Consider the following 26,255-nt stretch of genomic DNA (forward strand, 5'->3'; position numbering starts at 1 on the left):
TCTGCGTCAGGCGGCCAGCCGGTCGTCCCCGCTCTCCCAGATGCGTTCCAGCAGTTCCGCGCGGGACGTTTCGGCTTGCAGGCCGGCCGCCAGCCGCAGCACCCGCTTCAGGTAAAGGTGCGCATCGCACTCCCAGGTGACGCCCAACGCGCCGTGGACCTGGATGGCGTTCTGCGCCGCGCGCCGGCCCGCCTCCACCGCAAGCAATGGCGCGAACAGGCTGTCGCGTTCCGCCGAAGCCGCGTCCGCGTCATGCGCCGCAACCGCTGCCACGCCCGCCAGCCTGGCGTCGTCCAAGGCCATCCAGTCTTCCGCCAGCCGATGCTTGATCGCCTGGTTGGCGCCGATGGCGCGGTCGAATTGCCGGCGTTCGCGTGCATGGGCCGCCGCCATGTCCAGCGCGACCGAGGCAGCGCCCAGCAGCTCAGCCGAACGCAACAGGCGCAGGCGCGTCCGCAGGCGCTCCCAGGTTCCCGCCTCGACCTCCAGATCGACGCTGTCCAGCAATTGCGGGCGGGTCACACGCGCCACCGGCATGGTGGGATCGAGCCGCGCCTCGCCGGATACGGGCGCCAGCGCCTCCAGGCGCAGGGCGGTGGCGCTCAAGCGCCGCACGGCCAGTGCACGCACGCCCTCGCCCGCGCCTTCGATGAAGACCGATCCGTCGGGACGCACGGCAGCGTCAGCAAAGTAGGTGTCGCCCGCCATCACGGCGGCAGCCCATCCCGCGGCCGGCCCCGCCGCGCACAGGGTCGGCAGTATCGCCATGTTGGCCGCCAGCGGCAGGCTCAACAGGTGCCGCCCGGCGGCTTCGGCCACGATCCAGGCTTCGCGCATGCCCAGCCCCAGCCCGTCCTGCGCGGCCGGCGCCAGCAACGCCGGCCAGCCCTGGGCGGCGATCTCGCGCCATTGCGCCAGGCGCGCTTCATAGGGTTTGCCGGCCGCGGCGCGTGCCGTGGCGGGCGGATGGCGGTCGGCCAGAAAGCGCCGGGCCGCGTCGTCCAGCATGCGCTGGTCTTCGGTCGGATGCAGATCCATGAGGTTCAAGCCTTGGGCAGGCCGAGCATCTGCTCGGCGATGATATTGCGCTGGATTTCGGAAGTGCCGGCCAATATGGTTTCGGCGCGCGACCACAGATAGGCATGCGTCAGTTCGGCGGCATGCGCGTCGCTCGCGTCGTCCGCCAGGCAGGCATCCTCGCCCAGCAGTTGCAGCGACAGTTCCAGCAGCCGCTGATGCGCTTCGCTCCAATGGATCTTGGTGGAAGACCCCTCGGGCCCCGGCGGATCGCCGCGCATCGCGCCGGCCAGCGCGCGCTGCGACTTCAACGCCAGCACATGGCTGTCGGCCGCGAGCCGCGCCCACTGATGGCGCACCGCCGCCGAGGACGCCGGAACGTGGCCGTAGGCGTCGGCGCGCAACGCCAGTTCGCGCACCTGGCGCAGTTCCTGCGCGAAGCGCACCAGCCGCGGAATGAAGTAGGTGCCGCGCTCGAAGCTGGCCGCGGCCATGGCGATCCTCCAGCCCTGGTTCGGCGCACCCAGCAGGCAGTCTTCAGGCACGAACACATCCTCGAAGAACACCTCGCAGAATTCGGCCTCGCCCGTGATCTGCCGGATCGGTTCGACCCGCACGCCCGGGCTGCGCATGTCCACCAGCAGGAAGCTCAGCCCCTTGTGCCTGGGCGCCTGCGCATCGGTGCGCGCCAGCACGAAGCACCATTGCGCGCGGTCGGCGAACGAGGTCCAGATCTTGTGGCCGTTCAAGCGATAGCCGCCCGGCGCCGCCTCCGCCCGCGTGCGCACCGACGCCAGGTCGGAGCCGGCGCCCGGTTCCGAATAGCCCTGGCACCAGACCTCGCGGTTCGACAGGATGCCGGGCAAAAAGCGGCGCTTCTGCGCCTCGGTGCCGAAATGCAGCAGCGTCGGCGCCAGGATGCCGTGCCCGATCAGGTTCACGCCCAGCGGCGCGCCGCAGCGCGCGTGCTCTTCGTGGAACACTGCCTGCCGCGACAGCGGCAGGGCGCGGCCCCCGTGCTCCTTGGGCCAGCCCAAACCGGACCAGCCGTTGGCGCACAGGGTGTCTTCCCACGCCCGCCGGAAATCGAGGCTGCGCGGCTCGGCCCCGCCCGGCCAATCCTTGACGAAACCCGCGTAGGCCGATGCCAGCCAGCCGCGCAGGTCCAGGCGGAACGTCTCGTCTTCCCGCGCGGCGCTTTCCAACTGCGTCATGCCATTACTCCAGGCGGATGTTCGAATCGCGCGCGACCTTGGCCCACGTGGTCACGTCCTGGCGGATGAAAGCGGCGAAAGTCTTGGGATCGCTGCCGATGATGTCCAGCCCCAGGCCGGTGAACTGCGCCTTGACGTCAGGCTGTTGCAGGATCTGCGCCAGGTTGCTGTAGATCTTGTCCACCACCGGCTGCGGCGTGCGCGCCGGCGCCACCAGGCCCAGCCAGGGCATGGCGGAATAGCCCGGCAGGCCCGAGGCCGCGACGGTCGGCAGATCCGGCACCGAGGCCGAGGGCTGGGCGGTAGTCACCGCCAACACGCGCAGCTTGCCGTCCTTCACGAAGGGGCCGGACGAGGCCCAGGCGTCGAACATGACCTGCAGGCGGCCCGCCACCAGATCGTTGAGCGCTGGCGCGCTGCCCTTGTACGGGATGTGCGTCATCTGCACGCCCGCCATGCTGTTGAAGAGTTCAGCTTCCAGATGGGTCGAGCTGCCGGTGCCGACCGAACCGTAGCTGACCTTGCCCGGATTCGCCTTCAGGTAGGCGATCAGCTCGCCCACGTTCTTGGCCGGCACCGAGGGATGCACTTCCAGCACGTGCACCACCGAGGCCACCTGGCTGATGGGCGCGAAGTCCTTGATCGGGTCGTAGTTCACCTTGGCGTAGATGCTGGGCGCGATGCCCAGCGACGAAGCCGCCATCAGCAAGGTATAGCCGTCGGGTTCGGCGCGCGACACGTAGTCGGACGCGATCATGGTGCCGCCGCCCGGCTTGTTTTCCACGATTACCGGCTGGCCCAGCTTGCCGCTGAGCTTTTCCGCCAGCAGGCGGCTCATGATGTCGGTCGCGCCTCCTGGCGAGAACGGCACCACGATGCGTATCGGACGGTTGGGATAGCTGTCCTGGGCCATGGCCGGACCCGTGACGCCGATGCAAGCCAGCGCGACGCCGGCCAATAGTTTCTTCATCATGCTTGTCTCCTCCTGGGATGGATTGCGCGCTAGGCGCTACGGGTTGCGGGCAGGATCAGCGCGTCCAGTACCGCAACGCCCTGTCCAGCCTCTTTGATCAGCAATGGATTGACTTCGATTTCCGCCACATGCGCGGGCGCGGCAAGCAAGGCATTGCCCACGGCCACGATGCTGCGGCACGCGGCCGCCACGTCGGCCTGGGGCTTGCCGCGATAACCGTCAAGCAGCGCGTAGGCCTTGAGCTCCTGCAGCATTTGCAGCGCAATGTCCTCGTCCACCGGCAGCAGGCGATGGCTGGTGTCCTGGTACAGCTCGGTCAGCACACCGCCCAGCCCCACGGTCAGCACCGGACCGAAGACGGGATCGCGCGTGGCGCCGACAATGATCTCGGCCACGCCGCGCTCCATCTTCTGCACCATCACGCCGTCGATCCGCGCCCCTGGCTGCGCCGCGGCCGCCGCCCGCGTCACCTCGCCGTACGCGCGGCGCACGGCGTCGTCGTCGGCCAGGTTCAGCGCCACGCCGCCCGCCTCGGTCTTGTGGGCGATGTCGGCGCTCAGTATCTTCAGGGCAACCGGATATCCGGCCTCCCGCGCCTGCGCGACGGCTTCATCCGCGTTCGCGGCCACGTTGGTCCGTGCTTGCGGCAGGCCGAAAGCAGCCACGTACCCGCGCGCATCCGCTTCATTGCAGGGCACAGCCGGCACCGCTGGCGCGTCCCGTTGCGGCGCCGCCGCGATGCGCTTGGCGCCGCGCGCCTCGCACCACAGCAGGTAAGGCGCCAGGGCCGCGACCGCGAGACCCAAGTCCTCGAACACGGCCACCTCGGCGTCGCGCAAGGCCGCGCGGCTCTGGGCCAGGCCGGTATCGATGGCGACGAACAGGCGCTTGTGCCGGCGCGACACGTCCGTCAGCGCGTCGGCCATGCGGTCCAGCATGTAGCCGGGCGCATACACGACGACCGCGTCGATCGCATCGGTGGTGGCCAGCGCTTCCAGCACGGTATGCACAAAGGCTGGATCGTTGACCACGTTGCCGGTCACGTCCACCGGATTGCCGACCATGCCGTAGTCGGGAATCCCGCCGCGCAGTACCGCCTGCAGGTCCGGCGGCAGATCGGGCAACTCCAGTCCTGCGCCGATGAACTTGTCCGCCAGGATGGCGCCCAGCGCGCCCGACATGGTCAGCACCGCGACGCGCTTGCCCGCCGAGCGGTGACGCAGCGTAGCCAGGCTGGCCAGATGCGCCATCTGCGCGAAATCGGTGGCCTCGATCACATTCAATTGGCGGAAGGCCGCCCCGTACACGCGCCGGTCCCCGGCCAGCGCCGAGGTATGCGACTGCACCGCCTGCGCGCCCTTGTCCGTGGTGCCGGCCTTCAGCGCGATCAGCAGCTTGCCCTGGCGCTCCAGTTCGCGGCAGGCGCGCTTGAAGCGCTCGCCATTGCGCAACTGTTCTATGTAGCCCAGGACGATTTCCGTCTGCGGGTCGGCCGCCAGGTACTCCAGGTATTGCGAGAAATCCAGGCAGGCTTCGTTGCCGGTGTTGATGAAATGCGAGAACGGCAGGTCCAGCCGGCGCGCGATCGCGTATACCGCCGCGCACACGTTGCCGCTTTGCGTCAGCAGGCTGACCTTGCCCGGCCCCGTCTGCGCCGGCGCGGTCTTGAAGACCGAGGCGAACGCCGTGTAGGCCTGCGTGTTCAGGTTGGCGAAGCCCATGCAGTTCGGACCGGCCACGGCCATGCCGCTTTCGGCCACGAAGGCCTCCAGCTCGTCCTGCAGGCGCGCGCCCTCGCCGCCCGCTTCGGCGAAGCCCGCGGCGTAGACGATGGCGGCGCGCACGCCCTTTGCGTGGCAGCGGCGCAGCATGGGCGTGACGTCCGCGGCCGCGATGGCCAGCACCGCCAGATCCACCGGTTCAGGCACGGACTCGATGTCCGGCCAGCAGCGGCGGCCGAAGACTTCCTGGTACTTCGGATTCACGGGATAGATGCCGCCCGCATAGCCGAAGCGCGTCAGCAGATCCAGCGGCATGCCGCCGATGCGCCCTGCGTCGGCGCTGGCGCCGATCATCGCGATGGAGCGCGGGTTGAGCAAGGGGTCCAGAGTCATGCTGCCTCACCCGTTTTGCCACCGGGCCGCCCCAAGGCAAAAGGCGCCCCCTCGGGGGGCAGCGCGCTTGCGTCGCGTGGGGCCATTTGCTTGTTGCGCTGGATGGCTTGCGCCAGGCCGCGTGCACGGACGGCCTGGAACTCCTCGCTCAGATGCGACAGCTGGTGCGTATCGAAATGCGCCGACAGAGCGGTGCGGAAACCCTGTGCGTCCGCGGTGCGGTTCAGCGAACGCTTGATGAGGCGCAGGCCGAAAGGCGGCGCCTGCGCGATGCGCTGCGCCAGCGCCAGGGTCGCGGCGTCCAGCTCGGCCTCGGGCACCACGCGGTTCACCATGCCGATGCGCAGCGCTTCCTGCGCGTCCACCTTTTCGCCGGTGTAGAGCATTTCCTTGGCCTTGCGCAGCCCCATGACCCAGGGATGGATCAGCACCTCGGTGGCGGCGGCCGCCAGCGTGTGGCCGACGGGATCCGAAAAATAGGCGGTGTCGGAGCACACCACCAGATCGCACATATTGGCGATCATGAAACCGCCCGCCACGCAGGCGCCCTGCACCTGCGCCACCGTCGGTTTGGGAAAGTCCCAGATGCGCATGCAATAGCCGTAGTAGCGGCGCGACTCGTAATCCCAGCGCTCCTCCACCGTGAAGTCGGCGCGTTTGGCCTGGGCTTCCTTCAGGTCATGGCCCGCGGAAAAGTGCGCGCCGCGCCCGGCCAACACCACGACCCGCACCGAGTCGTCCTGTTCTGCGCGCGTCAACGCGTCATCCAGTTCGTCCAGCATCTGCTGGCTTTGGGCATTGCGCGCGGATTCGCGCGCGAGGCTGATGCGGCATACCGAGTCGTGCCGCTCGACGGCCAGGGTGGCGTATTCCATGGTCTCCTCGTCCTTGTTCTGCCGCGCCTTGAGAGGCGGCGCGGTCGACTGGATTGAATTAACGCACCTGGAATCCTAAAATACAAAATATTCAATCAATATTTCCCACATTATGAACAACAGTGGATCCACTGGCGGTACCCAGAGCATGCGGCGCGCCCTCGGCCTGCTACGCGTACTGGCGCAGCACCAGGAAGACGGCATAGACCTGCAAGGCGTCATGGCCGAGGCCGGACTGGAACGCTCCACCGCGCACCGGCTGCTCAGTTGCCTGCTGGAAGAGCAATTCGCCGAGCGCGACGCCACAACCCGGCGCTACCGCCTGGGCGTGGATTCCATGCAACTGGGATTCGCGGCGCTGCGGCGCACGCCGCTCCTGGACGCGCTGCGTCCGTTTGCGCAGAAGCTCGCGCGCCTGTCGGGCGACACGGTGTTCCTGGTGATACGCCAGGGCGACTACGCCCTGTGCCTGCTGCGCGAGGCTGGCTCGTTCCCCGTCAAGGTATTCACCATCGACCAGGGGGAGCGGCGTCTTCTGGGCGTGGGCGCGGGCGGCCTGGCGCTGATGGCCACCCTGCCCGACGAGGAAATCGCCGCGCTGTACGCGCGGCACTCCGCCACTTACGCGCAGATCGGCGCATCCAGCGCTGCCCTGATGAAATCGGTCAGGCAGGCGCGCGCAGCGGGCTATTCGGAAATCGTAGACACCATCACGCCCGGCGTGTCGGGCGTGGGCGTGGCGTTCCGGGTGTCGGAACTGACCTGGGTGGCATTCAGCTTCGGCGCGATCAGCAGCCGGCTGGACGCGCCGCGGCGGGCGCAGATGGGCGCGCTGCTGCGCGCCGAGTGCCAGGCGTGGGCCCAGGACTACCTGGAAAAATAAAGCCCCCTCGCGCAGCGAGGGGGCAGTCTTGCGGCCGGGCGCCCAGAGGCGCCCCTAGGCGCTTCAGATCCGCTCGAAGATGGCGGCAATGCCCTGGCCGCCGCCGATGCACATGGTCACCAGCGCGTAGCGCCCGCCCACGCGCTGCAGTTCGTGCAGCGCCTTGACGGTGATGATCGCGCCGGTGGCCCCGATGGGGTGGCCCAGGCCGATGCCGCTGCCGTTGGGGTTCACCTTGGCCGGATCCAGCTTCAGTTCGCGCGACACCGCGCAGGCTTGCGCCGCGAACGCTTCGTTGGCTTCGATCACGTCCAGCTGATCCACCGTCAGGCCGGCGCGCTTGAGCGCGGCCTGCGTGGCCGGCACAGGACCGATGCCCATGATGTTGGGGTCCACGCCCGCGTGGGCATAGGCCACCAGGCGCGCCAGCGGCTTGACGCCCCGCTTGGCTGCGACCGAGGCGTTCATCAGCACCACGGCGCCCGCGCCATCGTTCAGGCCCGAGGCGTTGCCCGCCGTCACCGTGCCGTTTTCCTTCTGGAACACCGGCTTCAGGCCCGCAAGGTTTTCGGCCGTGACGTCGCGGCGCACATGCTCATCGGTGTCGAACACCACTTCGCCCTTGCGCGACTTCATGACCACCGGCACGATCTGGTCGCGGAAGTAGCCCGCGTCGATGGCGGCCGCGGCGCGGCGATGCGATTCCGCGGCCACGGCGTCCTGGTCCTGGCGGCTGATGCCGAACTTGGCCGCCACGTTCTCGGCGGTCACGCCCATGTGCATGCGGCCGAACGGATCCGACAGCGCGCCGGTCATCATGTCCAGCATCACGCTATCGCCCATGCGCGCGCCCCAGCGCTGCGCCGGCGCGATGTACGGCGCGCGGCTCATGCTTTCGGCGCCCGCGCCGATGGCGATTTCGGCATCGCCCAGCATGATGGTCTGCGCAGCCGACACGATGGCCTGCAAGCCCGAACCGCAAAGGCGGTTGACGTTGAAGGCGGGGGTTTCCTTGGCGATGCCGGCATTCATGGCCGCCACGCGCGACAGGTACATGTCGCGAGGTTCGGTGTTGATGACGTGGCCCAGGGCGACGTGGCCGACTTCGTCGCCCTTGACGGCGGCGCGTTCCAGCGCGGCCTTGATGACGGTTGCGCCCAGGTCGCACGGCGGCACGTCTTTCAGCGCGCCCCCGAAATCGCCGATGGCGGTGCGGACGGCGGACGCGACGATGACTTCATTCATGGTGTTTCCTCCTTGTAATGCGTTCCATCATACCGCCGCCGTCTTGTGCCCGGGGCTGGCGCGGCGTGAATGCCCGATACCGAAGGGATAGCACCAATACCCCTATCGATACGAACTTCATATCATCCATGCCCAATGCCATCTGGAGCGCCCGCATGGATTTCCGTCATCTGCAGCAGTTCCTGGTCCTGGCCGAAACGCTGAATTTCCACCGCGCTGCCGAAAAACTGCACATGTCGCAGCCGCCCCTGTCCGTCTCGATACGCAAGCTCGAAGAGATGGTGGGAGTGCCGCTGTTCCTGCGCGGACGCCAGGGCGTGAAACTCACCGAAGCCGGCCTGGCCGCGCTGGACGAGGCGCGCCGCGCCCTGTTCCATGCCGAACAGTTCCGGCAGGCGGCGCGCGCCGGCGCCGCGGGCGAAGGCGGCACCGTGCGCATCGGTTTCGTGGGCTCGGCCACGCACGGCGTGCTGCCGCGCATCCTGCCGCAGTTCCGGCAACGCTATCCCGGCGTCACCGTGGTGCTGCGCGAAGCCACCTCCATACGCATCATGCAGGAACTCGAGGAAGACACGCTGGAGATCGGCATCGTGCGCGTGCCGGTGGCGATGGGATCGAACGTGCGGCTCGCGCCGCTGACGACCGAGAACTTCGCGCTGGCCGTGCCCAAGACGCATCCGCTCGCGCGGCGCGGCCGCATCCGCCTGGCGGACCTGGCCGACGAGGCCTTCATCATGTACACCGCCACCGAGGCTGCCGGCCTGCGCATGGCCGCCATCAACGCCTGCCAGCTACGCGGCTTCACGCCCCGCATCACGCAGGAGGCGGTGCAGGTGCAGACGCTGCTCAGCCTGGTGGAAAGCGGCCTGGGCGTGGCCCTGGTACCAGCCGGCGGCAGGCGCCTGCCCGGCACCAACGTCGTCTACAAGACGCTGGCCGATTTTCCCGCGGATGCAACGATCGGCATTTCGCTGGCATGGAACCCCGCGACCGAACGCAGCGCCACGCGCAACCTGCGCGAAATGGCCAGCCAGGCGTTCCGGGACAAGAACGCGAAATAAGCGCGCCGCTTGCGGCAACACGGCCGCCAGGCTTAGGATGGAGCATGGGTTTTATCCTCACCAGCGATCCGGGAGCGCATCGTGAAGACAGTTGCTGAGATACTCAGGGAAAAAGCCAATCATTCCGTCGTGACGGTTTCACCCGACGCGTCGGTTTTCGAAGCCGTCAGAATCATGGCGGAACGCAGCATCGGCGCCGTGGTGGTGGTCCAGGGCGACGCGGTGCTGGGCATGCTGACCGAGCGCGACTACGCCCGCAAGATCGTGCTGCAGGACCGCTCCTCACGTACCACGAAGGTGCGCGACATCATGACCGATTCCGTCTACTACGTCAGCCGCGCGGACACGCGCGAACACTGTATGGCGATGATGACGGAACGCCACTTCCGTCATCTGCCTGTCATCGAGGACGGCAAGCTGGTCGGCCTGCTTTCCATCGGCGACCTGGTCAAGGACGTCATGAGCGAACAGAAGTTCATCATCCACGAACTCGAACGCTACATCACCGGCGAACGCGGCTGACGCCGCGCGGTCCATGCGACGGACTCGCGGCTAGCCCGCCGCGAGCGCCTTGAATGCCGGCACGATCAAACCCATGCCGGCCGCCAGCAACAGCACGAACACCATGCGCTTGACGGTCTTCATCGAGCCCGCCGTGCTGTAGCGGCGAGCCACCCAGGTGACGCCGATCACAACCGGCAACGCCAGCAGACTCAACCAGAACGACGAGGCCATGAAGGCCCCCTGCCCGGTCACGAGCGCCAGGCGCACGACCGCGTTAAGCGAAAACAGAATCAGCAGGCTGTTGCGGATGGCGGCCAGCGGCAGGGGCTGGCGGTACAGGTGATAGACCATGGGCGGACCCGCGCTGGAAAACAATCCGCCCAGCACGCCGGAAATCGCGCCGAAGAACACGAACGAACCGCGCGAGGACACATGCGCCAGCGGCTGCGCACGCGCGATCAACAGCACCGCGCAGCCCAGGATGGTGCAGCCCAAAAGCAGTTGCAGCAGCACGCCCATGGAGCCGCTGATCCAGGCCAGCGCCGCCACGCCCGCCCCCACGCCGACCAGGCTGCTGGCCATCGCGGGCCGCATCAGCGACCAGTTCACCTGCGGCTTGGCGCGTGCCAGCGTCACGGCCGCGTTCACCAGCGACAGCACGCTGACCACGTTGGCCACTTCGGACACGGAAGCCAGCTGGAACACGCCCGACAGGCCCAACAGCACCAGCCCGAAGGCGAAGCCCGTCATGGTCTGCGCATAGGTGGCGAGCGCCACGCAGGCGAGGAACAGCAAATATTGGGAAATGCTCATGCTAATGGGAGAGCCTGACCTGCCTCGGCTCTGCCCGGAGCGGCGCGTTGCGCGGCGCGGGAGCGGATCGACGGGGAACAGCGTTAGGGGTTTGGGATCGGGTTTTTTCCGCCGGCGATCATAGCACCGGGATGCGCCGACTCACATTTTGTCACAACTGGATGCGCTCGTGCACCATGACCGGCGCGCCCTGCCGCTATCCTTGCCGCCCTGTAAATCCCTTGCGCCTTGCTCCCGCCGCGCCATCCGCCGCGCCGTCTGGATACGGCGCGCACGGCTGCGAGAATGACGCCCAAACAGACCACGATCAACACGGTGACGCTGACCTGCTCGACCTGCGGCAGCGCCCAATTCACCAAGCTGGACACCAACGAATACCGCTGCAGCCATTGCCACGCGGTCACGCTGGTCGAAGACAACGTCGCCCAACGGCTGGAGAAGATCCTGCGCGGGATGCAGCAGCCGGCTCCCAAGCCGCAGCTCGGTCCGCGCGCCATCGCGGCGGTGGCAGTCGCCGTCGCCGCCGTAATCGCCGTGCCTTTGGTCGCCTCCATGATCGGGTCCAAACCGACCGTCACACGGCAGCCGCCTGCGCCGCCTCCCATCGACGCCTCGCTGGTCAAGCTGACGGACGTGCAGGAGATCCGGGTCCGCGACCGCACGCAGCTGGTCATGATCATGCGCAACGAGACGGGCAAGAAGATCGACGTGCCGCGCGTCACGGCTTCGTTCTTCCAGGGCGACCTGTCGCTGCCGTCGAACTCCGGCTCGGCGCCGGCGCGTTCGCTGCAGCCGGGCGAGTACACGCCTGTCATCATCTCCACGCCCAGCCAGGCCTACAGCCGCTATACGCTGCAGGTCTCGCAGCCGACGCTGGCGCGGGACAGGAACAACGACGTGGCCGCCAGCAAGGTGCAGCTAGTGCGCAACGACGGCGCCTACCGCCTGGTCGGCCTCTTGAAGAACAACGGCGCCAACGAGGCCAACAGCAGCCAGATCACGGTGATGCTGTACGGCGAGGACGGCAAGCTGATCGGCACCGGCAACGGCTACGGCGCCGCCAGCCCGCTGGCGCCGAACGCGCTGACCTCCTTTGACGTGCGCTGCGAGATGCTGACCGAGGGCCGGGTCGCCACCTACGACTACATGGTGCAAAGCGAGACCCACACCGCAGCGTCTGCCGCGTCCAAGGCGGAAACGCCCGCCAGCCGCATCGTGCGCGTCAGCCCGGCCGACCCGCGAATCATCGAGCACGTGCGCCTGACGACCGCGGAACTGCTGGATCCGGACTTCGCGCTGTTCGACGCCAGCGCGCTCAAGCTGTCCGCGCCGCGCCGCCTGCTCGACGAGATCGAGCGCCCGGTCCTGTACGCCGAACTGGTCAACACCAGCGACCAGTACGTCGTCCTGTCGCCGAAAGCCAACATTACGGTGTTCGACGGTTCCAACCGGCTGGACCTGCGCCAGAGCTGGAGCCTGCCGGCGCGCCTGTACCCCGGCGAGCGGGTGCCGGTGGCGTTGACCGGCCGCGTCGACCGCTATACCGAGGTCAAGACCGACTGGCTGCCCGCCAAGCGCGCCGCCCTGCCCGGCCCGCGCCCCAAGCTAGCGGTCACGGTCGAGAACACCGAGGCCCAGGTCGGCACCGGCACCCTGAACTTCACCCACCGCTTCCGCTACAAGTACGTGACCGTGCACGGCCGCGTGCGCAATGACAGCCAGGCCGAGGTCGAGAACGTCAAGGTCTGGATCAGCCTTTACGACGCCCAGGACAAGCTGACCGGCGCGGTTTTCCAGGAATTGCGGCTGCCCAAGCTCAAGCCGGAGGAAAGCGCGCCGTTCCAGGTCGACGTCAAGCAATACGGCGGCAACTTCGCCCGGGTGGGCGTGGTGTACGACGCCGGGCCGCGCTAGGGTGCCGTCCTGCGTCGCCCTTAAGCAACAGCTATGGGCCCAAGTCTTATATAAGATATAAGACATTTGCTTGCGTCCCCCTGTTCCCTCTACAATTCGGCGAACAACCCTTCTTCCAACCCGACTTTGAGCAGGCCTCACATGCTGGATAATTACCGCCAACACGTTGCCGAACGCGCGGCTCTGGGGATCCCCCCGCTGCCCCTTACGGCCAAACAAACCGCTGAACTGATCGAACTGCTCAAGAACCCGCCCGCTGGCGAGGAGCAGAACCTGGTCGACCTGCTGACCCACCGCGTGCCCGCCGGCGTGGACGACGCCGCCAAGGTCAAGGCTTCGTACCTGGCTGCCGTGGCGCTGGGCAAGGAAGCTTGTGCGCTGATCAGCCGCGCCAAGGCGACTGAACTGCTCGGCACCATGCTGGGCGGCTACAACATTGGCCCGCTGGTCGACCTGCTGGACGACGCTGAAATCGGCACCATCGCCGCCGATGCGCTGAAGAAGACCCTGTTGATGTTCGACGCCTTCCACGACGTGAAGGAAAAGGCGGACAAGGGCAACGCCAACGCCAAGTCCGTGATGCAAAGCTGGGCCGACGCCGAATGGTTCACCAGCCGTCCGGAACTGCCGCAGAGCCTGACCATCACCGTCTTCAAGGTGCCTGGCGAAACCAACACCGACGACCTGTCGCCGGCTCCCGACGCCACCACCCGCCCCGACATCCCGATGCACGCCCTGGCGATGCTGAAGAACAAGCGCGACGGCGCCGCGTTCGAACCGGAAGAAGACGGCAAGCGCGGTCCGGTCAAGTTCATCGAATCCCTGAAGGAAAAGGGCCACCTGGTCGCCTACGTCGGCGACGTGGTGGGTACGGGGTCGTCGCGCAAGTCGGCCACCAACTCGGTGCTGTGGTTCACCGGCGAAGACATCCCCTTCGTGCCGAACAAGCGTTTCGGCGGCGTGTGCCTGGGCAACAAGATCGCCCCGATCTTCTACAACACCATGGAAGACGCCGGCGCCCTGCCGATCGAACTCGACGTTTCCAAGATGGAAATGGGCGACGTGGTCGAACTGCGCCCCTATGAAGGCAAGGCATTGAAGAACGGCGAAGTCATCGCCGAATTCGAAGTGAAGTCCGACGTGCTGTTCGACGAAGTGCGCGCCGGCGGCCGCATTCCGCTGATCATCGGCCGCGGCCTGACCGCCAAGGCTCGCGAAGCGCTGGGCCTGCCGGCCTCGACGCTGTTCCGCCTGCCCAAGGACCCGGCCGACACCGGCCGCGGTTACACGCTGGCCCAGAAGATGGTCGGCCGCGCCTGCGGCCTGGCCGAAGGCAAGGGCATCCGCCCGGGCACCTACTGCGAACCGAAGATGACCTCGGTCGGCAGCCAGGACACCACCGGCCCCATGACCCGCGACGAGCTGAAGGACCTGGCCTGCCTGGGCTTCTCGGCCGACCTGGTGATGCAGTCGTTCTGCCACACCGCCGCCTACCCGAAGCCCGTGGACGTCAAGACGCACCACACGCTGCCGGAATTCATCAGCACCCGCGGCGGCGTCTCGCTGCGTCCGGGCGACGGCGTGATCCACTCGTGGCTCAACCGCATGCTGCTGCCCGACACCGTCGGCACCGGCGGCGACTCGCACACCCGCTTCCCCATCGGCATCTCGTTCCCGGCCGGCTCGGGCCTGGTCGCCTTTGCCGCCGCCACCGGCGTGATGCCGCTGGACATGCCGGAATCGGTGCTGGTCCGCTTCAAGGGCAAGCTGCAACCCGGCGTGACCCTGCGCGACCTGGTCAACGCGATCCCGCTGTACGCCATCAAGCAAGGCCTGTTGACGGTTGCCAAGCAAGGCAAGAAGAACATCTTCTCCGGCCGCATCCTGGAAATCGAAGGCCTGCCCGACCTGAAGGTCGAACAAGCCTTTGAACTGTCGGACGCTTCCGCCGAACGTTCGGCCGCCGGCTGCTCGGTGCGCCTGAACAAGGAACCGATCATCGAGTACATCAACAGCAACATCGTGATGCTGAAGTGGATGATCGCCAACGGTTACGAAGACGAGCGCACGCTGGGCCGCCGCATCAAGGCCATGGAAGCCTGGCTGGCCGACCCCAAGCTGCTGGAGCCGGACGCCGACGCCGAGTACGCCGCCGTGATCGAGATCGACCTGGCCGACGTGCACGAGCCCATCGTGGCCTGCCCGAACGACCCTGACGACGTGAAGACGCTGTCGGAAGTCGCTGGCGCCAAGATCGACGAAGTGTTCATCGGCAGCTGCATGACCAACATCGGCCACTTCCGCGCAGCCTCCAAGCTGCTGGAAGGCAAGCGCGACATCCCGGTCAAGCTGTGGGTCGCCCCCCCGACCAAGATGGACGCCACCCAGCTGACCGAGGAAGGCCACTACGGCGTGTTCGGCACCGCCGGCGCCCGCACGGAAATGCCGGGCTGCTCGCTGTGCATGGGCAACCAGGCACAGGTGCGCGAAGGCGCGACCGTCATGTCGACCAGCACCCGCAACTTCCCGAACCGCCTGGGCAAGAACACCAACGTGTACCTGGGTTCGGCCGAACTGGCCGCCATCTGCTCGAAGCTGGGCCGCATCCCGACCAAGGACGAGTACATGGCCGACATGGGCGTCATCAACAAGAGCGGCGACCAGATCTACCAGTACCTGAACTTCGACAAGATCGCGGACTACAAGGACGTGGCTGACGTCATCGAAGTCTAAGCATCGGGCAGCGCAGCCTGGCTGCATCGCCTGCAACACGGCCCCGGAGCAATCCGGGGCCGTTTTTCTTTGCCTGGCGCATGCGGCACAGGTCGGAGAATTTCAGGGACGGAACTTTTTTCGCGATACGTTTTCATACAATCGCGGTAACTTGTGACATCCGCCCCCAACCCTGCCCCGATCTCCGGAGGAAGACCGCCAATGACCCGGCTTTTGCTGCCGCCGCTGCTATTGCTGGCGCTTGCCGGCTGCGCCACCGCGCCGCCCTCGAATCCCGAGAACATCTGCGCCATCTTTCGCGAAAAGCCGGACTGGCACGATGCCGCCCTGAAGGTGCAGAAGAAATGGGGTGCGCCCGTGCCGGTGCCCATGGCCATGATGTACCAGGAGTCCTCCTTCAAGCATGACGCCGTGCCGCCGCGCTATTACTTCCTGGGCTTCATCCCCTGGGGACGCGTCAGTTCCGCCTACGGTTACGCCCAGGTCAAGGACGAGACCTGGGACGACTACAAGAAAGATGCCGGCGGCTGGGGCTCCAGCCGCGACGACTTCGCCGACGCGCTGGATTTCATGGGCTGGTACATGAACAAGACCCAGCGCATCAACGGCGTGTCCAAGTCCGACGCCTATGGCCAATACCTGAACTACCACGAAGGCTGGACCGGCTACCGCAACCGCAGCTACGACCGCAAGGCCTGGCTCAAGACCGTGTCGCAGAAAGTGCAGGCACGGGCCCAGAAGTTCGCCGCGCAGTACAAGAGCTGCGAGAGCGACCTCACGCGCGGCGGCTGGTTCTGGTGAACGCCGCCGCCTGAACTCAGAAGTCCATGCTCGCGCTGAGCGAGAAGGTGCGCGGTCCGCCCAGCACCAGATAGCCGTTGCCCGGATAACCGCCCACCGACGACCAGTAGTTGCGGTTGGCGATGTTGTCCACGCGGGCGCGCAGGGTCACGACGTGGCCGTCCACGTCCATCATGTAGCGCAGGCCCGCATCGAAGCGGGTCCAGCCCGGCACCTTGAGCGTGTTGGCGTCGTCCGCGTAGGACGAACCGGTATAGACCACGCGGCCATCCACCGCCAGGCCCGGCACGCCGGGGATGTCCCATTCCACGCCCATGTTCGCCTGGAAGCGCGGCACGCCGATTACGCGGTTGCCGTCGATGGACGGGTTGCCGGTGGAGCGCTGCGTGGCGTCCAGCCAAGTCAGGCCGCCCAACAGGCGCACGCTCTTGACGGGCTCGCCGTACATGGTGAGCTCCACGCCCTGATGGCGGTCCTTGCCGGACGTGGTCAGTTCGTTGCTGGCGTTGTACATGGCGCGCGGCTTGTCGGTCGAGAACAGCGCGAGTCCCGCGCCCAGTCCGTCGCCTTCATACTTCGCGCCGATTTCCTTCTGCTTGGAGACGAAGGGCGGCAGGCTCTGGCCGGCGTTGGGCACCGGCTTGCCGCCGGCATTGGCCGGGGCGGTCGGTCCCGCGACCAGCGCCTCGATGTAGTTCGCGTACAGCGAAACGCTGGGCGCGACCTTGACGACCAGGCCCGCGGCGGGCGAATTATGGCTGGCGTCGTAGGCGCCGTTTTCCTTGCCCGTGTTGTACGCGTAGTCGCGTTGCGACAAGCGCTGATGGCGGATGCCCGCCGTGAGCAGCACCTTGTCGTCCAGGAACGACAGCGTGTCGCCGATGGCGTAGCTGCTCAGGCGGGTGCGGCCTTGCAGTGCCGGATCGTCCAGGTCGTTGCCACGCAGCGCGGTGGCGCTGAATGGCGGCTTGTCATACGAAATCGGGTTGTAGATATTGGTGGGATACGTGTTCTGCCAGTCCATCACATAGGCATTTTTCTTCTTCAGGTCGAAGAAGGATGCCGACACGACGAACTCGTGGCCTACCGGCCCCGTGCGCAGTTTGCCGCGCAGGCCCAGTTCGCCCGTGTTCACGCTGTCTTCGCGGGTATTGTCGAAGCGGTAGAAGGTGCCCGCCCCCGTGCTGCCGTTGGTCAGCGTGACGTTGCCCAGCGAATTCGCTTCATCGCTGCGGCGCATGCCAAAGGCCGCGTAGGCGGTCAGCTTGTCGCTGAAATCATGTTCGCCGCGCACGGTGCCGAAGACGTCGCGCTCGTTCGAATACGACCAGGGCTGCGCATAGTTGGAGCTGGCGTCGGGCGCGTCGGGCACCTTGGTGACGCCGGCGCCCAGCGTCACGTTGGGACGCGCGCGCTTGAGCTTGTTCTCCTGCCAGCCGATATCGGCAGACAAACGGGTGTCGGCCGAACGCCAATCCAGGCCCAGCGATACCAGGCTGGTACGGGAATGTTCATCGTCGATACCGGTATCGCCGCTGCGCTGTGCGGCGTTGAGCCGGATGCCGGTGCTGTCGCCCGGGCCAAAGCGGCGAGCAATGTCGGTGGACAACTGGAACTGCCCGCCGCTGGACACGCCGGTGGTAACACGGGTCAGAGGTTCGTTCGGTGCGCGCTTGGGCACCAGGTTGATCACCCCGCCGATGCCGCCGCCGCCGGGCGCCGCGCCCGTCAGGAAGGTGGACGCGCCGCGCAGAACCTCCACGCGTTCGAACAGTTCGGTGGCGATGTATTGGCGCGGCAGCAGGCTGTAGAGGCCGTTGTAGGCCACGTCGTCCGAACCCAGGATGAAGCCGCGGATGAAGTACGACTCCTGGAAGTTGCCGAAGCCGCGCGCCACGCGCACGCCCGGGTCGTTCTGCAGCACGTCGCCCACGCTGCGGGCCTGCCGGTCCTGGATCAGTTCATTGGTGTAGCTGGTGATGCTGAATGGCGTGTCCATCAGGTCCTGCGTACCCAGCAAACCGACGCGGCCGCCCCGGGCGACCTGCCCGCCGGCAAAGGGTTCGGCCAGGCCGCCGGCCGAGGCATCGGCGCTGGCTTCGACCTTGATGGCGTCCATGGAAACGACGGAGCCGGCCTGATCGGACGCGGATTGGGCGTGGACAACGGGGAGATAGCACGGCAGCGCGGCGGCCATGCAGGCAAGAGTTCGGATTTTCATGTCGGGAAGTTCGCAGGCAGAGATCAAAATCCCGATGGGGTCACGCGCGCACTAAGAATTACGGATGCGTCTGGAATGTGCCGGAAGGCCAGGGCCTTGCCGGGCCGGCTGCACCAAAGGGGACTGGAATTGCTGAGCGCCCCATTCTACGGCAAACGGAATCATTCTCATTTATGTTACTTTTTGTTTGAGAATGTTCGTTGCCCGGGCGCCACAGCTGCCGCTTGTGGCGCCCTGCTCTTTCCGGCGGGTCTATCGGCCGCCCGCGCGAGGATCGTAGTCCGCCGCCGCCATGGGTTCCAGCGGGTACAGCGGCCGCGCGCGTCTGCGGAATTCGAACAGCGACCAGTCGGAGCTGGTCACGCCGGGGCTGTCACATTCGACCAGCGCCTGGGAGATCGGCACGAACACCGGGCGGCAGTACATGCGCGACTTCACCAGCACGTAACGGGCGCGGGACGGATCCAGTCCAAGACTCTGGAACACGCCCAGATCCCAGGGTTCGTGGGTCTGCTCGGTCAGCACCAGCTGCGCGGCGCCTATGTCCAGCACCGCGCTGCGGCCCATGCAGGCCAGTTGCCCGGTATAGGTCGGCCCGGTGATCAGGTACTCGCCATTGCTCAGCGCGCGCACGGTGCCGCGCAGCGTGACGGGCTGCGCCTCCCGGCCGATTTCGCCGATGGCGCGCTTGTTGCCTACCGGCAGCTCGACCGTGGCGCCGACGCCGGCGCGGGTCAATTCGGCCACCGCCTCGGGATCGCAGTACAGCCCCGCCTGTATGCCTTCCAGGCCCGCGTCCAGCGCGGCCATCAGCACGTCCAGGGTGTCGCAAGTGCCGCCGCTCATGCAATTGTCGCCATGGTCCAGCAGCAGCACCGGCTTGCTTGCGCCTTCGGCCAGGATCTTGGCGCGCGCCAGCGACTCGGCCAGTGGCTCGCTGTCATAGAAGAATCCGTCGCGCTGCTCCCAGATCAGGGAGGCGATCTCGCCCGCCACGCGCTCCGCCTCGGCGCGGTCGCCGTCGGCCACCACGACCACGCTGACGCAGGGATGCGGGATGTCGGCCAGGCCGAAGCCCGCCAGCACCGACACGCCCAGCGCCCCCGCGGCCTCTGCCTGGCGCGCCGCTACGACGGCGGCGCGCATGGCGCCTTCGGCCGTGTTGCTCCGCAGGGAATGCGACACCAGCGGCAACCGGCGCCACGCCATGACCGGCTTGCATCGGCCGTCGATGCCCGCAAACAGCAGCCTGCCGGCGTGTTCGCCGGTTTCGTACATGTCGATGTGGGGATAGGTCTTGAAGCTGACGATGACGTCGGCGTTGTCCATCATCTTCTGCGTGACGTTGCCGTGCAGATCCAGCGCCACGGCAACCGGCACGCCAGGCGCGGCGGCGCGCAGCCGTTCAAGCAGGTCGCCCTCGCCGTCATCGGTGGTCTCCACCGCCATGGCGCCATGCAGGTCCAGCAGGATGACGTCGCAGCCCGGCGCTGCGGCCACGATGCGGTCGCATAGCTCGGCATAGGCCTGGCCATCGACGCGGCCGCTGGGATAGGCGGTGGCCGACACGGGGGTGACCAGTTCGGCGCCGCGCGCTTCGGCCAGGTCGATGAACGCAGACATCGCGGTGCGCTTGCCCTTGTTCTCTTCATAGGCCGCCGCATCGTAGGCGGGGCCGCCGTTGCCGAAGGCGGACAGCGGCGTGGGAACCGGCGAGAAGGTGTTGGTCTCGTGGTTCAACCTCGCGATCAGCGCCTTCATTGCGCGCCCCCATCGGAAAACTGGATGCGCCCGCAGCAGCGCAGCATGGCGTGCAGCAGCACATTGCAGCCCGCCTCCAGGTGCTCGGGCTGCGCGTCCTCGATCTCGTTGTGGCTGATGCCGTCCTTGCACGGCACGAAGATCATGGCGGTGGGCGCCACCCGCGCCATGTAGACGGCGTCATGGCCCGCGCCGCTGATCACGTCCAGCGAATCCAGGCCCAGCGTGGCCGCGCCGTCGCGGATCGCCTGCACCAGGCGCGGCTCGAAGGGCTGCGGCGGGAAGTACACGACCTCCTTGCTGTCGACCTGGAAGCGGCCCGGCTCGGCCAGTTCCTCGCAGACGCGCGCAAACGCCGCGGCCATGCTGTCCAACGTGGCGTCGTCGGCGGCGCGCAGGTCTACGGTAAGCGCCACGCGGCCGGGAATCACGTTGCGCGAGTTCGGGAAGCTGTCGATGCAGCCAACCGTGCCGCGGCCATGCGGCGCATGCTCCAGCGCGATCCGGTTGACCTCAAGCACCAGCCTGGACGCGGCCAGCAAGGCGTCGCGGCGCAGTTCCATGGGCGTGGGCCCCGCATGCGCCTCCTGGCCGGTGATGGCGACGTCGTACCAGCGCTGCCCCAGGGCGCCCTGCACCGAACCGATGGTGATGCCGCGGTCCTCCAGGATGGGGCCTTGCTCGATGTGTGCCTCGAAGTAGGCGCCGACATCCCCGGGCCGCGCGGGTTCCGGACCGGCGTAGCCGATGGCGCGCAGCGCTTCATCCACGCTGACGCCGTCGCGGTCGCGCGCAGCCAGCGCGTGCTCCAGCGTGAAAGCGCCGGCGTACACGCCGGAACCCATCATCACGGGTACGAAGCGCGAGCCTTCCTCGTTGGTCCACACCACCACTTCCAGCGGCGCCTCGGTGGCAATGCCGCGTTCGTGCAGCGTGCGCAGGACCTCGATGCCTGCAAGCACCCCATAGTTGCCGTCGAATTTTCCGCCGGTGGGCTGGGTGTCGATATGGCTGCCGGTCATCACGGCGGGCAAGTCATCGCGCAGGCCGGGACGACGCATGAAGATGTTGCCGATGGCGTCCACGCGCACGCTGCAGCCCAGCTCACGAGCCCAGGCGCAGACCAGGTCGCGGCCCTGCCGGTCCAGGTCGCTCAGCGCCAGCCGGCACACGCCGCCCTTGTCGGTGGCGCCGATGCGGGCCAATTCCATCAGCGAATTCCAGAGGCGGCTGCCATCGATGCGGATGCCGCTGACGGCCTCCAATGTGTTCATTTCCATGGTGTTTCCCTTGCTTCGGTTGCGCGGCGCAGGCGGTCCCTAGACGCCCACGCCCAGGTATCGGTCCTTCACGTTTTCGTCCGCCATGAAGGCCGCGTTGCTGCCTTGGTAGACGATGGATCCCTGCTCGATGATGAAATGACGGTCGGCCAGCTGCGTGCAGACTTCCAGGTTCTGCTCCACCAGCAGGATGGTGACGCCGGCCTGCTTGATGGACTTGATCTGCGCCACGATCTCCTCGACGATCACCGGCGCCAGGCCTTCGACCGGCTCGTCCAGCATCAGCACGCGCGGATGGTTCATGAGCGCGCGCCCGATGGCCAGCATCTGCTGTTCGCCGCCGGACAACTGGCCGCCGCCGTTCCTGCGCCGCTCCTTCAGGCGGGGAAAGATGCGGTAGACGTCTTCCAGCTGCCAGGGCGAATCGCGGCGCATGCCCAGCTTGAGGTTTTCCTCGACCGTCAGCAGCTTGAAGATGCCGCGGTGCTCGGGCACCAGGCAGATCCCCATGGACGCGATCTTGTGCGCCGGCAGCCCGGCGATGTCGCGTCCGCCGTAGCGCACCGCGCCGCCCTTGGGCGCGATCACGCCGGCGATGGTCTTGAGCGTGGTCGACTTGCCCGCGCCGTTGCGCCCGAGCAGCGTGATCACCTCGCCCTGCGGCAGCTCGAGCGACACGCCTTGCAGAATATGGCTCTTGCCGTAATAGCTGTGTACGGCGTCGACATGCAGCATCATGCCCGGCCTCCCGTGATCATGTTGCCCAGGTACGCGGCGCGCACCCGCTCGTCGCTGCGGATCGCAGCAGGCGTGCCTTCGACCAGCACGCGGCCCTGCTGCATCACGGTGATCGTGTCGGAGATATCCATCACGATGTTCATGTTGTGCTCGATCAGCACCACCGTGTGATCGTCGCGCAGGCTGCGGATCAAGCGCTTCATCTCATCCAGGTCGTCCACCCCCATGCCCGAGGTGGGCTCGTCCAGGAAAATCGCGCGCGGCCGGGCGGCCAGCGCCATGCCCACTTCCAGGCGCCGCTGTTGGCCGTGCGACAGCGCGCCCGCCGCCACCTTGGCCAGCCGCGACAGGCCCAGCCGTTCCAGCGCCGCGTCGACGATCTCGCGCTGCGCCCGCGGGCCGGTGGGCGGATGCCAGCAGTCGAAGGCGCCGGCGCGATGCGCGCCCTGCGCCGCCAGCCGCAGGTTCTCCTGCACCGGCAGGTTGGCGAACAGGCTGGTGACCTGGAAAGAGCGCGCGATGCCGCGCTGCACCCGTTGATAATCGGCCTCCTGCGTCACGTCATGGCCGTCGAACACGATGCTGCCCTCGCTGGTGCGCAAGGTGCCCGTCAGCGTATGGAACAGTGTGGTCTTGCCCGCGCCGTTCGGGCCGATGACGGAGTGCACCGTGCGCGGCTGCACTTGCAGATCGACCCCATGCAGGGCCACGAACTTGCCGAAGCGCTTGACGATGCCCCTGGCCTGCAGCAGCGGCGCGGAATGTTGCGGATTCATGCGCGTCCCTCCTTGGCGGCCGGCTCGCCACCGGCAGGCTTGCGCCGCAGCGCCAGCCAGATGCGTTCTCCCAGCCCCCACAGCCCCTTCTGCATGAACAGGCTGACCGCGATCAGCAGGAAGCCCAGCAGCATCAGCCAGCGCGGCCACAAGGTGGAAAGCCAGTCCGCGAACAGCACGTAGAAAGCTGCCCCCAGCACTGAAGCGAACAGGTTGCCGGTGCCGCCGATGACCGTCATGACCAGGATCATCTCGCTGCTGTGGTATTCAATGCTGGACAGCGGCGCGATGCCGGTCATCATCGCCAGGAAGGCGCCCGCCAGCGCGGTGACGGCGCCCGAGATGGCGAAAGCCGCCAACTTGAAGAGGCGCACGTTGTAGCCCACCGCCATGGCGCGCGCCTCGTTGTCGCGGATCGCCAGCAGCGTGCGGCCGAACACCGAGTTGGTCACGCGCAGCAGCAGCCAGAATATCGCCAGGAAGCACACCGCCACGAAGGCGTAGAACTGCCAGGGCGTGGCCAGCGGCATGAGCTGCAGGCCCGCCACCGACAGCGCCGGACGCGGCACGTCCAGCAGGCCATTGTCGCCGCCGGTCAGGTCAGGCAGGCTGTACGCCAGGAAGTAGAACATCTGCGCGAAGGCCAGCGTCAGCATCACGAAGTAGGTGCCGCGCTGGCGGATGGCGAACCAGCCCACCAGCGTCGCGCCCAGCGCGCCCACCGCCATCGCCGCCAGCAACGCCAGCGGCATCGGCAGGCCGGTACGCGTCAACAGGATGCCGACGGCATAGCTGCCCAGGCCGAAGAAGATGCCCTGGCCGAACGACAACAGCCCGGTGAAACCCAGCAGCAGATTGCAGCCCAGCACCGCCAGCGCGTAGATCAGCACTTCCGTGGCCAGCGAGCCCGACTGCATGCACAGCGGCAACAGCAGCACCACGGCCAGCGCCAGCAGCAATTGGGCATGAGATTTCAAGCGCGTCATCATCCTCTCCCCATCAGGCCGTGGGGACGCAGCAGCAGCACCGCCGCCATCGCCACATAGATCATCAGCCGCGCGCCTTCCGGCCAGAGCGTGCTCATCACGCTCTGCACCACGCCGATCAGGAGGCCGCCGACCAGCGCGCCGAAGAAGCTGCCCATGCCGCCCACCACCACGATGACGAAGGCGATGCCCAGGGCCTCGATGCCCATGAAGGGTTCGACGCCGCGTATGGGCGCGGCCAACACCCCGGCCAGGGCGGCGGTCGCCGCGCCCAGCGCGAAGACCAGGCTGAACATGCGGAACACATTGATGCCCAGCATCGACACCATTTCGGTCGATTCGCTGCCCGCGCGCACCGCGCTGCCCAGCCGCGTGCCTTCCAGCACATACCAGAGCAGCAACGAGAAGACAGCGGTGAAGCCGATCACGAACAGACGGTACTTGGGATAGATGAAGCTGCCCCACATGACCACGCCCTGCAGGGCCGAGGGTGCGGCGACGTTGTCGCCTATCGGCCCCCAGATCACGATGACCAGTTCCTGCAGGACCAGCGCCAGGCCGACGGTGATCAGGATGTGGAATTCATGCGCCTGCGCGTAGACGTGGCGCAGCAGCACTTTCTCCACGACCCAGGCGCCGGCGCCCACCAACAGCGGCACGATGGCCAGCGCGAGCCAGAAATTCAGGCCCCATTGGATGGCCTGGAAACAGAAGTAGGCGCCCAGCAGATAGAACGCCCCGTGGGCGAAGTTCACGAAGCGCAACAGACCGAAGACGATGGACAGGCCGACTGCCAGAAGGAAGTACAGCATGCCTACCCCGATCCCATTGATGATCTGGAGGAGATAGACGTTCATGGGTATGCCCGATGGAGGTAACGGAAGGCCGCGGGGCGCGCGGCGGCCGCGGACGCGGCGCGCCCACGGCCGCCCGCCTCAGGGGCGGGCTACAGCTTGCAGCCGGTTTCCGCGGGCGGCAGGAAGGAACGGCCGCTATGCACGATCTCGGCGTAATCGTCCTTGTCCTTCATGTCCTTCTTGGCGCGGCCCTTGAGCAGGTAGTAGTTCTTCAGGACCTGGTGGTCTTCCTTGCGGATTTCCTCCTTGCCCGTCAGGCCCTCGTAGGCCATGCCCTCCATGACGGCGATCACCTTGGCCGGGTCGGCGCTGCCGGCCCGGGCGATGGCGTCCAGCATGATGCGGGTGCAGATGTAGGAGCCCGCCAGGCTGTAATTGGGATTGGCGCGCGTCTTGTCGCGGGACAGCTGTACCAGTTCCTTGTTGAGCGGCGAGTCGATGCCGTGCCAGTACTGCGCCCCGAAGTACACGCCTTCGCACAGGTCCGCGCCCAGGCCTTCGAACTGTTCCAGGCCCGAAGCCCAGGCCACCAGGATGGTGCAGTTCTGCTTCATGCCGAAGCTGACGGCCTGGCGCAGCGTGTCGGAGGACTGCGAGCCGAAGTTCAGGATCAGCAGCACGTCCGGCTTGGCGGCCATGGCGTTGGTGAGGTAGCCGCTGAATTCCTTCTCGGTCAGCGAGTGATAGCTGTTGCCCACATGCTCGATGCCCTTTTCCTTGAAGATCGCCTTGGCCGCGCTGAGCAGGCCGTCGCCGAACACGTATTGCGGCGTGATGGTGTACCAGCGCTTGGCGTTGGGCAGCTTTTCGAGCAAGGGACGCACGGTCTGCTCGATGGCGCCAAAGGTGGGCACGGACCAGCGGAAGGTGGCCCGGTTGCAGTCCTTGCCGGTGATTTCGTCCGCGCCCGCGGTGGTGATGAAGACGCCGCCGGCGCGCTCGACTTCCTTGCCCATGGCCAGCGCTTCGGACGACAGGATGCCGCCGGCGAAGAATTTGACGCCCTTCTGTTGCGAGACTTCCTGGACCTTGCGCACCGCCGTGGCCGGCTTGCCCTCGGTATCCAGCACGGTATAGGCCAGCGGCCGGTCCAGCGCGCGGCCATACTGCTCCAGCGCCAGTTTCATGCCCAGGTCGGCGTATTTGCCGTTGGCGGCAAAGGCGCCCGACATGGGCACCGGACACCCGAACTGGATGGCGTCGGCTTGCGCCAGCGCGGACCGGGCGGTCCAGAGTGATCCGGGCACGGCGCCAAGCGCGGCCAATTTCAGCAGGTTGCGGCGATTCAAGATGGTTCTCCCTGGCTGCCGCTGGCGGTGCCGCGGCATATTGACGATGTCGAGCGCGCACCATGCGCGTCCCCATTCCGACTCTGTCTGCTCCAAGCTCCCGTGCCAGGGCTGCCGCCGCGTGGGCGTATTCGCAAGTCCCGGCGCTCATGCCTATACTGCGACTACCATCCTATTTATCATGATAAATAGGATTATTA

Annotated in this window: 21 protein-coding genes; 6 read left to right on the forward strand and 15 right to left on the reverse strand. The window is 67.0% G+C overall.

The features are described 5' to 3' along the window. Positions 1 to 6 precede the first annotated feature (6 nt). From IB259_RS10365 to IB259_RS10385, 5 genes are read right to left on the reverse strand one after another with little or no spacing between them, the layout of a single operon-like run. Entirely contained in the window at positions 7 to 1,038 is a 1,032-nt protein-coding gene (locus IB259_RS10365; RefSeq protein WP_192328758.1) for an acyl-CoA dehydrogenase family protein, read from the reverse strand. Between the two features lie 5 nt (positions 1,039 to 1,043). Next, complete coding sequence (locus tag IB259_RS10370) at positions 1,044 to 2,231, reverse strand: acyl-CoA dehydrogenase family protein (RefSeq protein WP_192328761.1); 1,188 nt, start codon at positions 2,229 to 2,231, stop codon at positions 1,044 to 1,046. A 4-nt stretch (positions 2,232 to 2,235) separates the two neighbouring features. Further along, on the reverse strand, positions 2,236 to 3,204 hold the full coding sequence (locus IB259_RS10375) for a tripartite tricarboxylate transporter substrate binding protein (RefSeq protein WP_125473428.1): 969 nt from the start codon (positions 3,202 to 3,204) through the stop codon (positions 2,236 to 2,238). 29 nt (positions 3,205 to 3,233) lie between these two features. Further along, positions 3,234 to 5,318 carry an acetate--CoA ligase family protein gene (locus tag IB259_RS10380; protein WP_192328764.1) on the reverse strand — a complete coding sequence of 695 codons (2,085 nt, stop codon included), beginning with the start codon at positions 5,316 to 5,318 and terminating at the stop codon, positions 3,234 to 3,236. After that, positions 5,315 to 6,193, reverse strand: a complete 879-nt coding sequence (locus IB259_RS10385) for an enoyl-CoA hydratase (protein ID WP_225589271.1) — start codon at positions 6,191 to 6,193, stop codon at positions 5,315 to 5,317. Before IB259_RS10385 ends, IB259_RS10380 begins: the two co-directional genes overlap by 4 nt. Positions 6,194 to 6,305: 112 nt before the next feature. Here IB259_RS10385 and IB259_RS10390 point away from each other — a divergent pair, with 112 nt between their 5' ends. Further along, positions 6,306 to 7,076, forward strand: a complete 771-nt coding sequence (locus tag IB259_RS10390; RefSeq protein ID WP_119450004.1) for an IclR family transcriptional regulator — start codon at positions 6,306 to 6,308, stop codon at positions 7,074 to 7,076. 63 nt (positions 7,077 to 7,139) lie between these two features. On the opposite strand, the gene bktB is transcribed toward IB259_RS10390, so the two are convergent. Then, positions 7,140 to 8,321 carry a beta-ketothiolase BktB gene (bktB, locus tag IB259_RS10395; RefSeq protein ID WP_192328766.1) on the reverse strand — a complete coding sequence of 394 codons (1,182 nt, stop codon included), beginning with the start codon at positions 8,319 to 8,321 and terminating at the stop codon, positions 7,140 to 7,142. Positions 8,322 to 8,476: 155 nt separating this feature from the next. Here bktB and IB259_RS10400 point away from each other — a divergent pair, with 155 nt between their 5' ends. Then, entirely contained in the window at positions 8,477 to 9,382 is a 906-nt protein-coding gene (locus IB259_RS10400; protein WP_054452953.1) for a LysR family transcriptional regulator, read from the forward strand. An 81-nt stretch (positions 9,383 to 9,463) separates the two neighbouring features. After that, complete coding sequence (locus tag IB259_RS10405; RefSeq protein WP_054452955.1) at positions 9,464 to 9,904, forward strand: CBS domain-containing protein; 441 nt, start codon at positions 9,464 to 9,466, stop codon at positions 9,902 to 9,904. 30 nt (positions 9,905 to 9,934) lie between these two features. Here IB259_RS10405 and IB259_RS10410 read toward each other — a convergent pair whose 3' ends face one another. Next, positions 9,935 to 10,699 carry a sulfite exporter TauE/SafE family protein gene (locus IB259_RS10410; protein ID WP_054452957.1) on the reverse strand — a complete coding sequence of 255 codons (765 nt, stop codon included), beginning with the start codon at positions 10,697 to 10,699 and terminating at the stop codon, positions 9,935 to 9,937. 285 nt (positions 10,700 to 10,984) lie between these two features. Here IB259_RS10410 and IB259_RS30985 point away from each other — a divergent pair, with 285 nt between their 5' ends. The 3 genes from IB259_RS30985 (at position 10,985) to IB259_RS10430 (ending at position 16,147) form a co-directional block, all read left to right on the forward strand. Further along, complete coding sequence (locus IB259_RS30985; RefSeq protein WP_225596793.1) at positions 10,985 to 12,613, forward strand: FxLYD domain-containing protein; 1,629 nt, start codon at positions 10,985 to 10,987, stop codon at positions 12,611 to 12,613. Positions 12,614 to 12,754: 141 nt separating this feature from the next. After that, on the forward strand, positions 12,755 to 15,346 hold the full coding sequence (acnB, locus tag IB259_RS10425) for a bifunctional aconitate hydratase 2/2-methylisocitrate dehydratase (RefSeq protein WP_192328769.1): 2,592 nt from the start codon (positions 12,755 to 12,757) through the stop codon (positions 15,344 to 15,346). A gap of 201 nt (positions 15,347 to 15,547) precedes the next feature. Then, the gene (locus tag IB259_RS10430; RefSeq protein WP_054452962.1) at positions 15,548 to 16,147 is read left to right on the forward strand and encodes a hypothetical protein; all 600 of its coding nucleotides are present in this window, start codon (positions 15,548 to 15,550) and stop codon (positions 16,145 to 16,147) included. 16 nt (positions 16,148 to 16,163) lie between these two features. Here the strand turns inward: IB259_RS10430 and IB259_RS10435 are convergent, their stop codons facing one another. From IB259_RS10435 to IB259_RS10470, 8 genes are all read right to left on the reverse strand, one after another. After that, a complete protein-coding gene (locus tag IB259_RS10435) occupies positions 16,164 to 18,368 on the reverse strand; it encodes a TonB-dependent siderophore receptor (protein WP_054452964.1) in 2,205 nt (734 codons plus the stop codon). A 252-nt stretch (positions 18,369 to 18,620) separates the two neighbouring features. Beyond that, positions 18,621 to 20,129 carry a M81 family metallopeptidase gene (locus tag IB259_RS10440; protein WP_192328772.1) on the reverse strand — a complete coding sequence of 503 codons (1,509 nt, stop codon included), beginning with the start codon at positions 20,127 to 20,129 and terminating at the stop codon, positions 18,621 to 18,623. Then, a complete protein-coding gene (locus IB259_RS10445) occupies positions 20,126 to 21,409 on the reverse strand; it encodes a Zn-dependent hydrolase (RefSeq protein WP_119450006.1) in 1,284 nt (427 codons plus the stop codon). Before IB259_RS10445 ends, IB259_RS10440 begins: the two co-directional genes overlap by 4 nt. Positions 21,410 to 21,448: 39 nt before the next feature. Beyond that, complete coding sequence (locus tag IB259_RS10450; protein ID WP_054452969.1) at positions 21,449 to 22,147, reverse strand: ABC transporter ATP-binding protein; 699 nt, start codon at positions 22,145 to 22,147, stop codon at positions 21,449 to 21,451. Beyond that, complete coding sequence (locus IB259_RS10455) at positions 22,144 to 22,923, reverse strand: ABC transporter ATP-binding protein (RefSeq protein ID WP_192328775.1); 780 nt, start codon at positions 22,921 to 22,923, stop codon at positions 22,144 to 22,146. Before IB259_RS10455 ends, IB259_RS10450 begins: the two co-directional genes overlap by 4 nt. Then, entirely contained in the window at positions 22,920 to 23,909 is a 990-nt protein-coding gene (locus tag IB259_RS10460) for a branched-chain amino acid ABC transporter permease (RefSeq protein ID WP_054452973.1), read from the reverse strand. Before IB259_RS10460 ends, IB259_RS10455 begins: the two co-directional genes overlap by 4 nt. Further along, positions 23,909 to 24,766 carry a branched-chain amino acid ABC transporter permease gene (locus tag IB259_RS10465; RefSeq protein WP_054452975.1) on the reverse strand — a complete coding sequence of 286 codons (858 nt, stop codon included), beginning with the start codon at positions 24,764 to 24,766 and terminating at the stop codon, positions 23,909 to 23,911. Before IB259_RS10465 ends, IB259_RS10460 begins: the two co-directional genes overlap by 1 nt. 89 nt (positions 24,767 to 24,855) lie before the next feature. Next, positions 24,856 to 26,055, reverse strand: coding sequence for an ABC transporter substrate-binding protein (locus tag IB259_RS10470; RefSeq protein WP_054452977.1), 1,200 nt, complete (start codon positions 26,053 to 26,055; stop codon positions 24,856 to 24,858). Positions 26,056 to 26,255 lie beyond the last annotated feature (200 nt).

Source organism: Achromobacter sp. ACM04, assembly GCF_014851465.1.
Taxonomy (GTDB): Bacteria; Pseudomonadota; Gammaproteobacteria; order Burkholderiales; family Burkholderiaceae_B; genus Achromobacter; species Achromobacter aegrifaciens.

Bases quoted from the DNA above. Each gene is read 5' to 3' on its own strand.
- IB259_RS10365 (WP_192328758.1), bottom strand. From the start codon at position 1,038: ATGGATCTGCATCCGACCGAAGACCAGCGCATGCTGGACGACGCGGCC.
- IB259_RS10370 (WP_192328761.1), bottom strand. From the start codon at position 2,231: ATGACGCAGTTGGAAAGCGCCGCGCGGGAAGACGAGACGTTCCGCCTG.
- IB259_RS10375 (WP_125473428.1), bottom strand. From the start codon at position 3,204: ATGATGAAGAAACTATTGGCCGGCGTCGCGCTGGCTTGCATCGGCGTC.
- IB259_RS10380 (WP_192328764.1), bottom strand. From the start codon at position 5,318: ATGACTCTGGACCCCTTGCTCAACCCGCGCTCCATCGCGATGATCGGC.
- IB259_RS10385 (WP_225589271.1), bottom strand. From the start codon at position 6,193: ATGGAATACGCCACCCTGGCCGTCGAGCGGCACGACTCGGTATGCCGC.
- IB259_RS10390 (WP_119450004.1), top strand. From the start codon at position 6,306: ATGAACAACAGTGGATCCACTGGCGGTACCCAGAGCATGCGGCGCGCC.
- bktB (WP_192328766.1), bottom strand. From the start codon at position 8,321: ATGAATGAAGTCATCGTCGCGTCCGCCGTCCGCACCGCCATCGGCGAT.
- IB259_RS10400 (WP_054452953.1), top strand. From the start codon at position 8,477: ATGGATTTCCGTCATCTGCAGCAGTTCCTGGTCCTGGCCGAAACGCTG.
- IB259_RS10410 (WP_054452957.1), bottom strand. From the start codon at position 10,699: ATGAGCATTTCCCAATATTTGCTGTTCCTCGCCTGCGTGGCGCTCGCC.
- IB259_RS30985 (WP_225596793.1), top strand. From the start codon at position 10,985: ATGACGCCCAAACAGACCACGATCAACACGGTGACGCTGACCTGCTCG.
- acnB (WP_192328769.1), top strand. From the start codon at position 12,755: ATGCTGGATAATTACCGCCAACACGTTGCCGAACGCGCGGCTCTGGGG.
- IB259_RS10430 (WP_054452962.1), top strand. From the start codon at position 15,548: ATGACCCGGCTTTTGCTGCCGCCGCTGCTATTGCTGGCGCTTGCCGGC.
- IB259_RS10435 (WP_054452964.1), bottom strand. From the start codon at position 18,368: ATGAAAATCCGAACTCTTGCCTGCATGGCCGCCGCGCTGCCGTGCTAT.
- IB259_RS10440 (WP_192328772.1), bottom strand. From the start codon at position 20,129: ATGAAGGCGCTGATCGCGAGGTTGAACCACGAGACCAACACCTTCTCG.
- IB259_RS10445 (WP_119450006.1), bottom strand. From the start codon at position 21,409: ATGGAAATGAACACATTGGAGGCCGTCAGCGGCATCCGCATCGATGGC.
- IB259_RS10450 (WP_054452969.1), bottom strand. From the start codon at position 22,147: ATGATGCTGCATGTCGACGCCGTACACAGCTATTACGGCAAGAGCCAT.
- IB259_RS10455 (WP_192328775.1), bottom strand. From the start codon at position 22,923: ATGAATCCGCAACATTCCGCGCCGCTGCTGCAGGCCAGGGGCATCGTC.
- IB259_RS10460 (WP_054452973.1), bottom strand. From the start codon at position 23,909: ATGACGCGCTTGAAATCTCATGCCCAATTGCTGCTGGCGCTGGCCGTG.
- IB259_RS10465 (WP_054452975.1), bottom strand. From the start codon at position 24,766: ATGAACGTCTATCTCCTCCAGATCATCAATGGGATCGGGGTAGGCATG.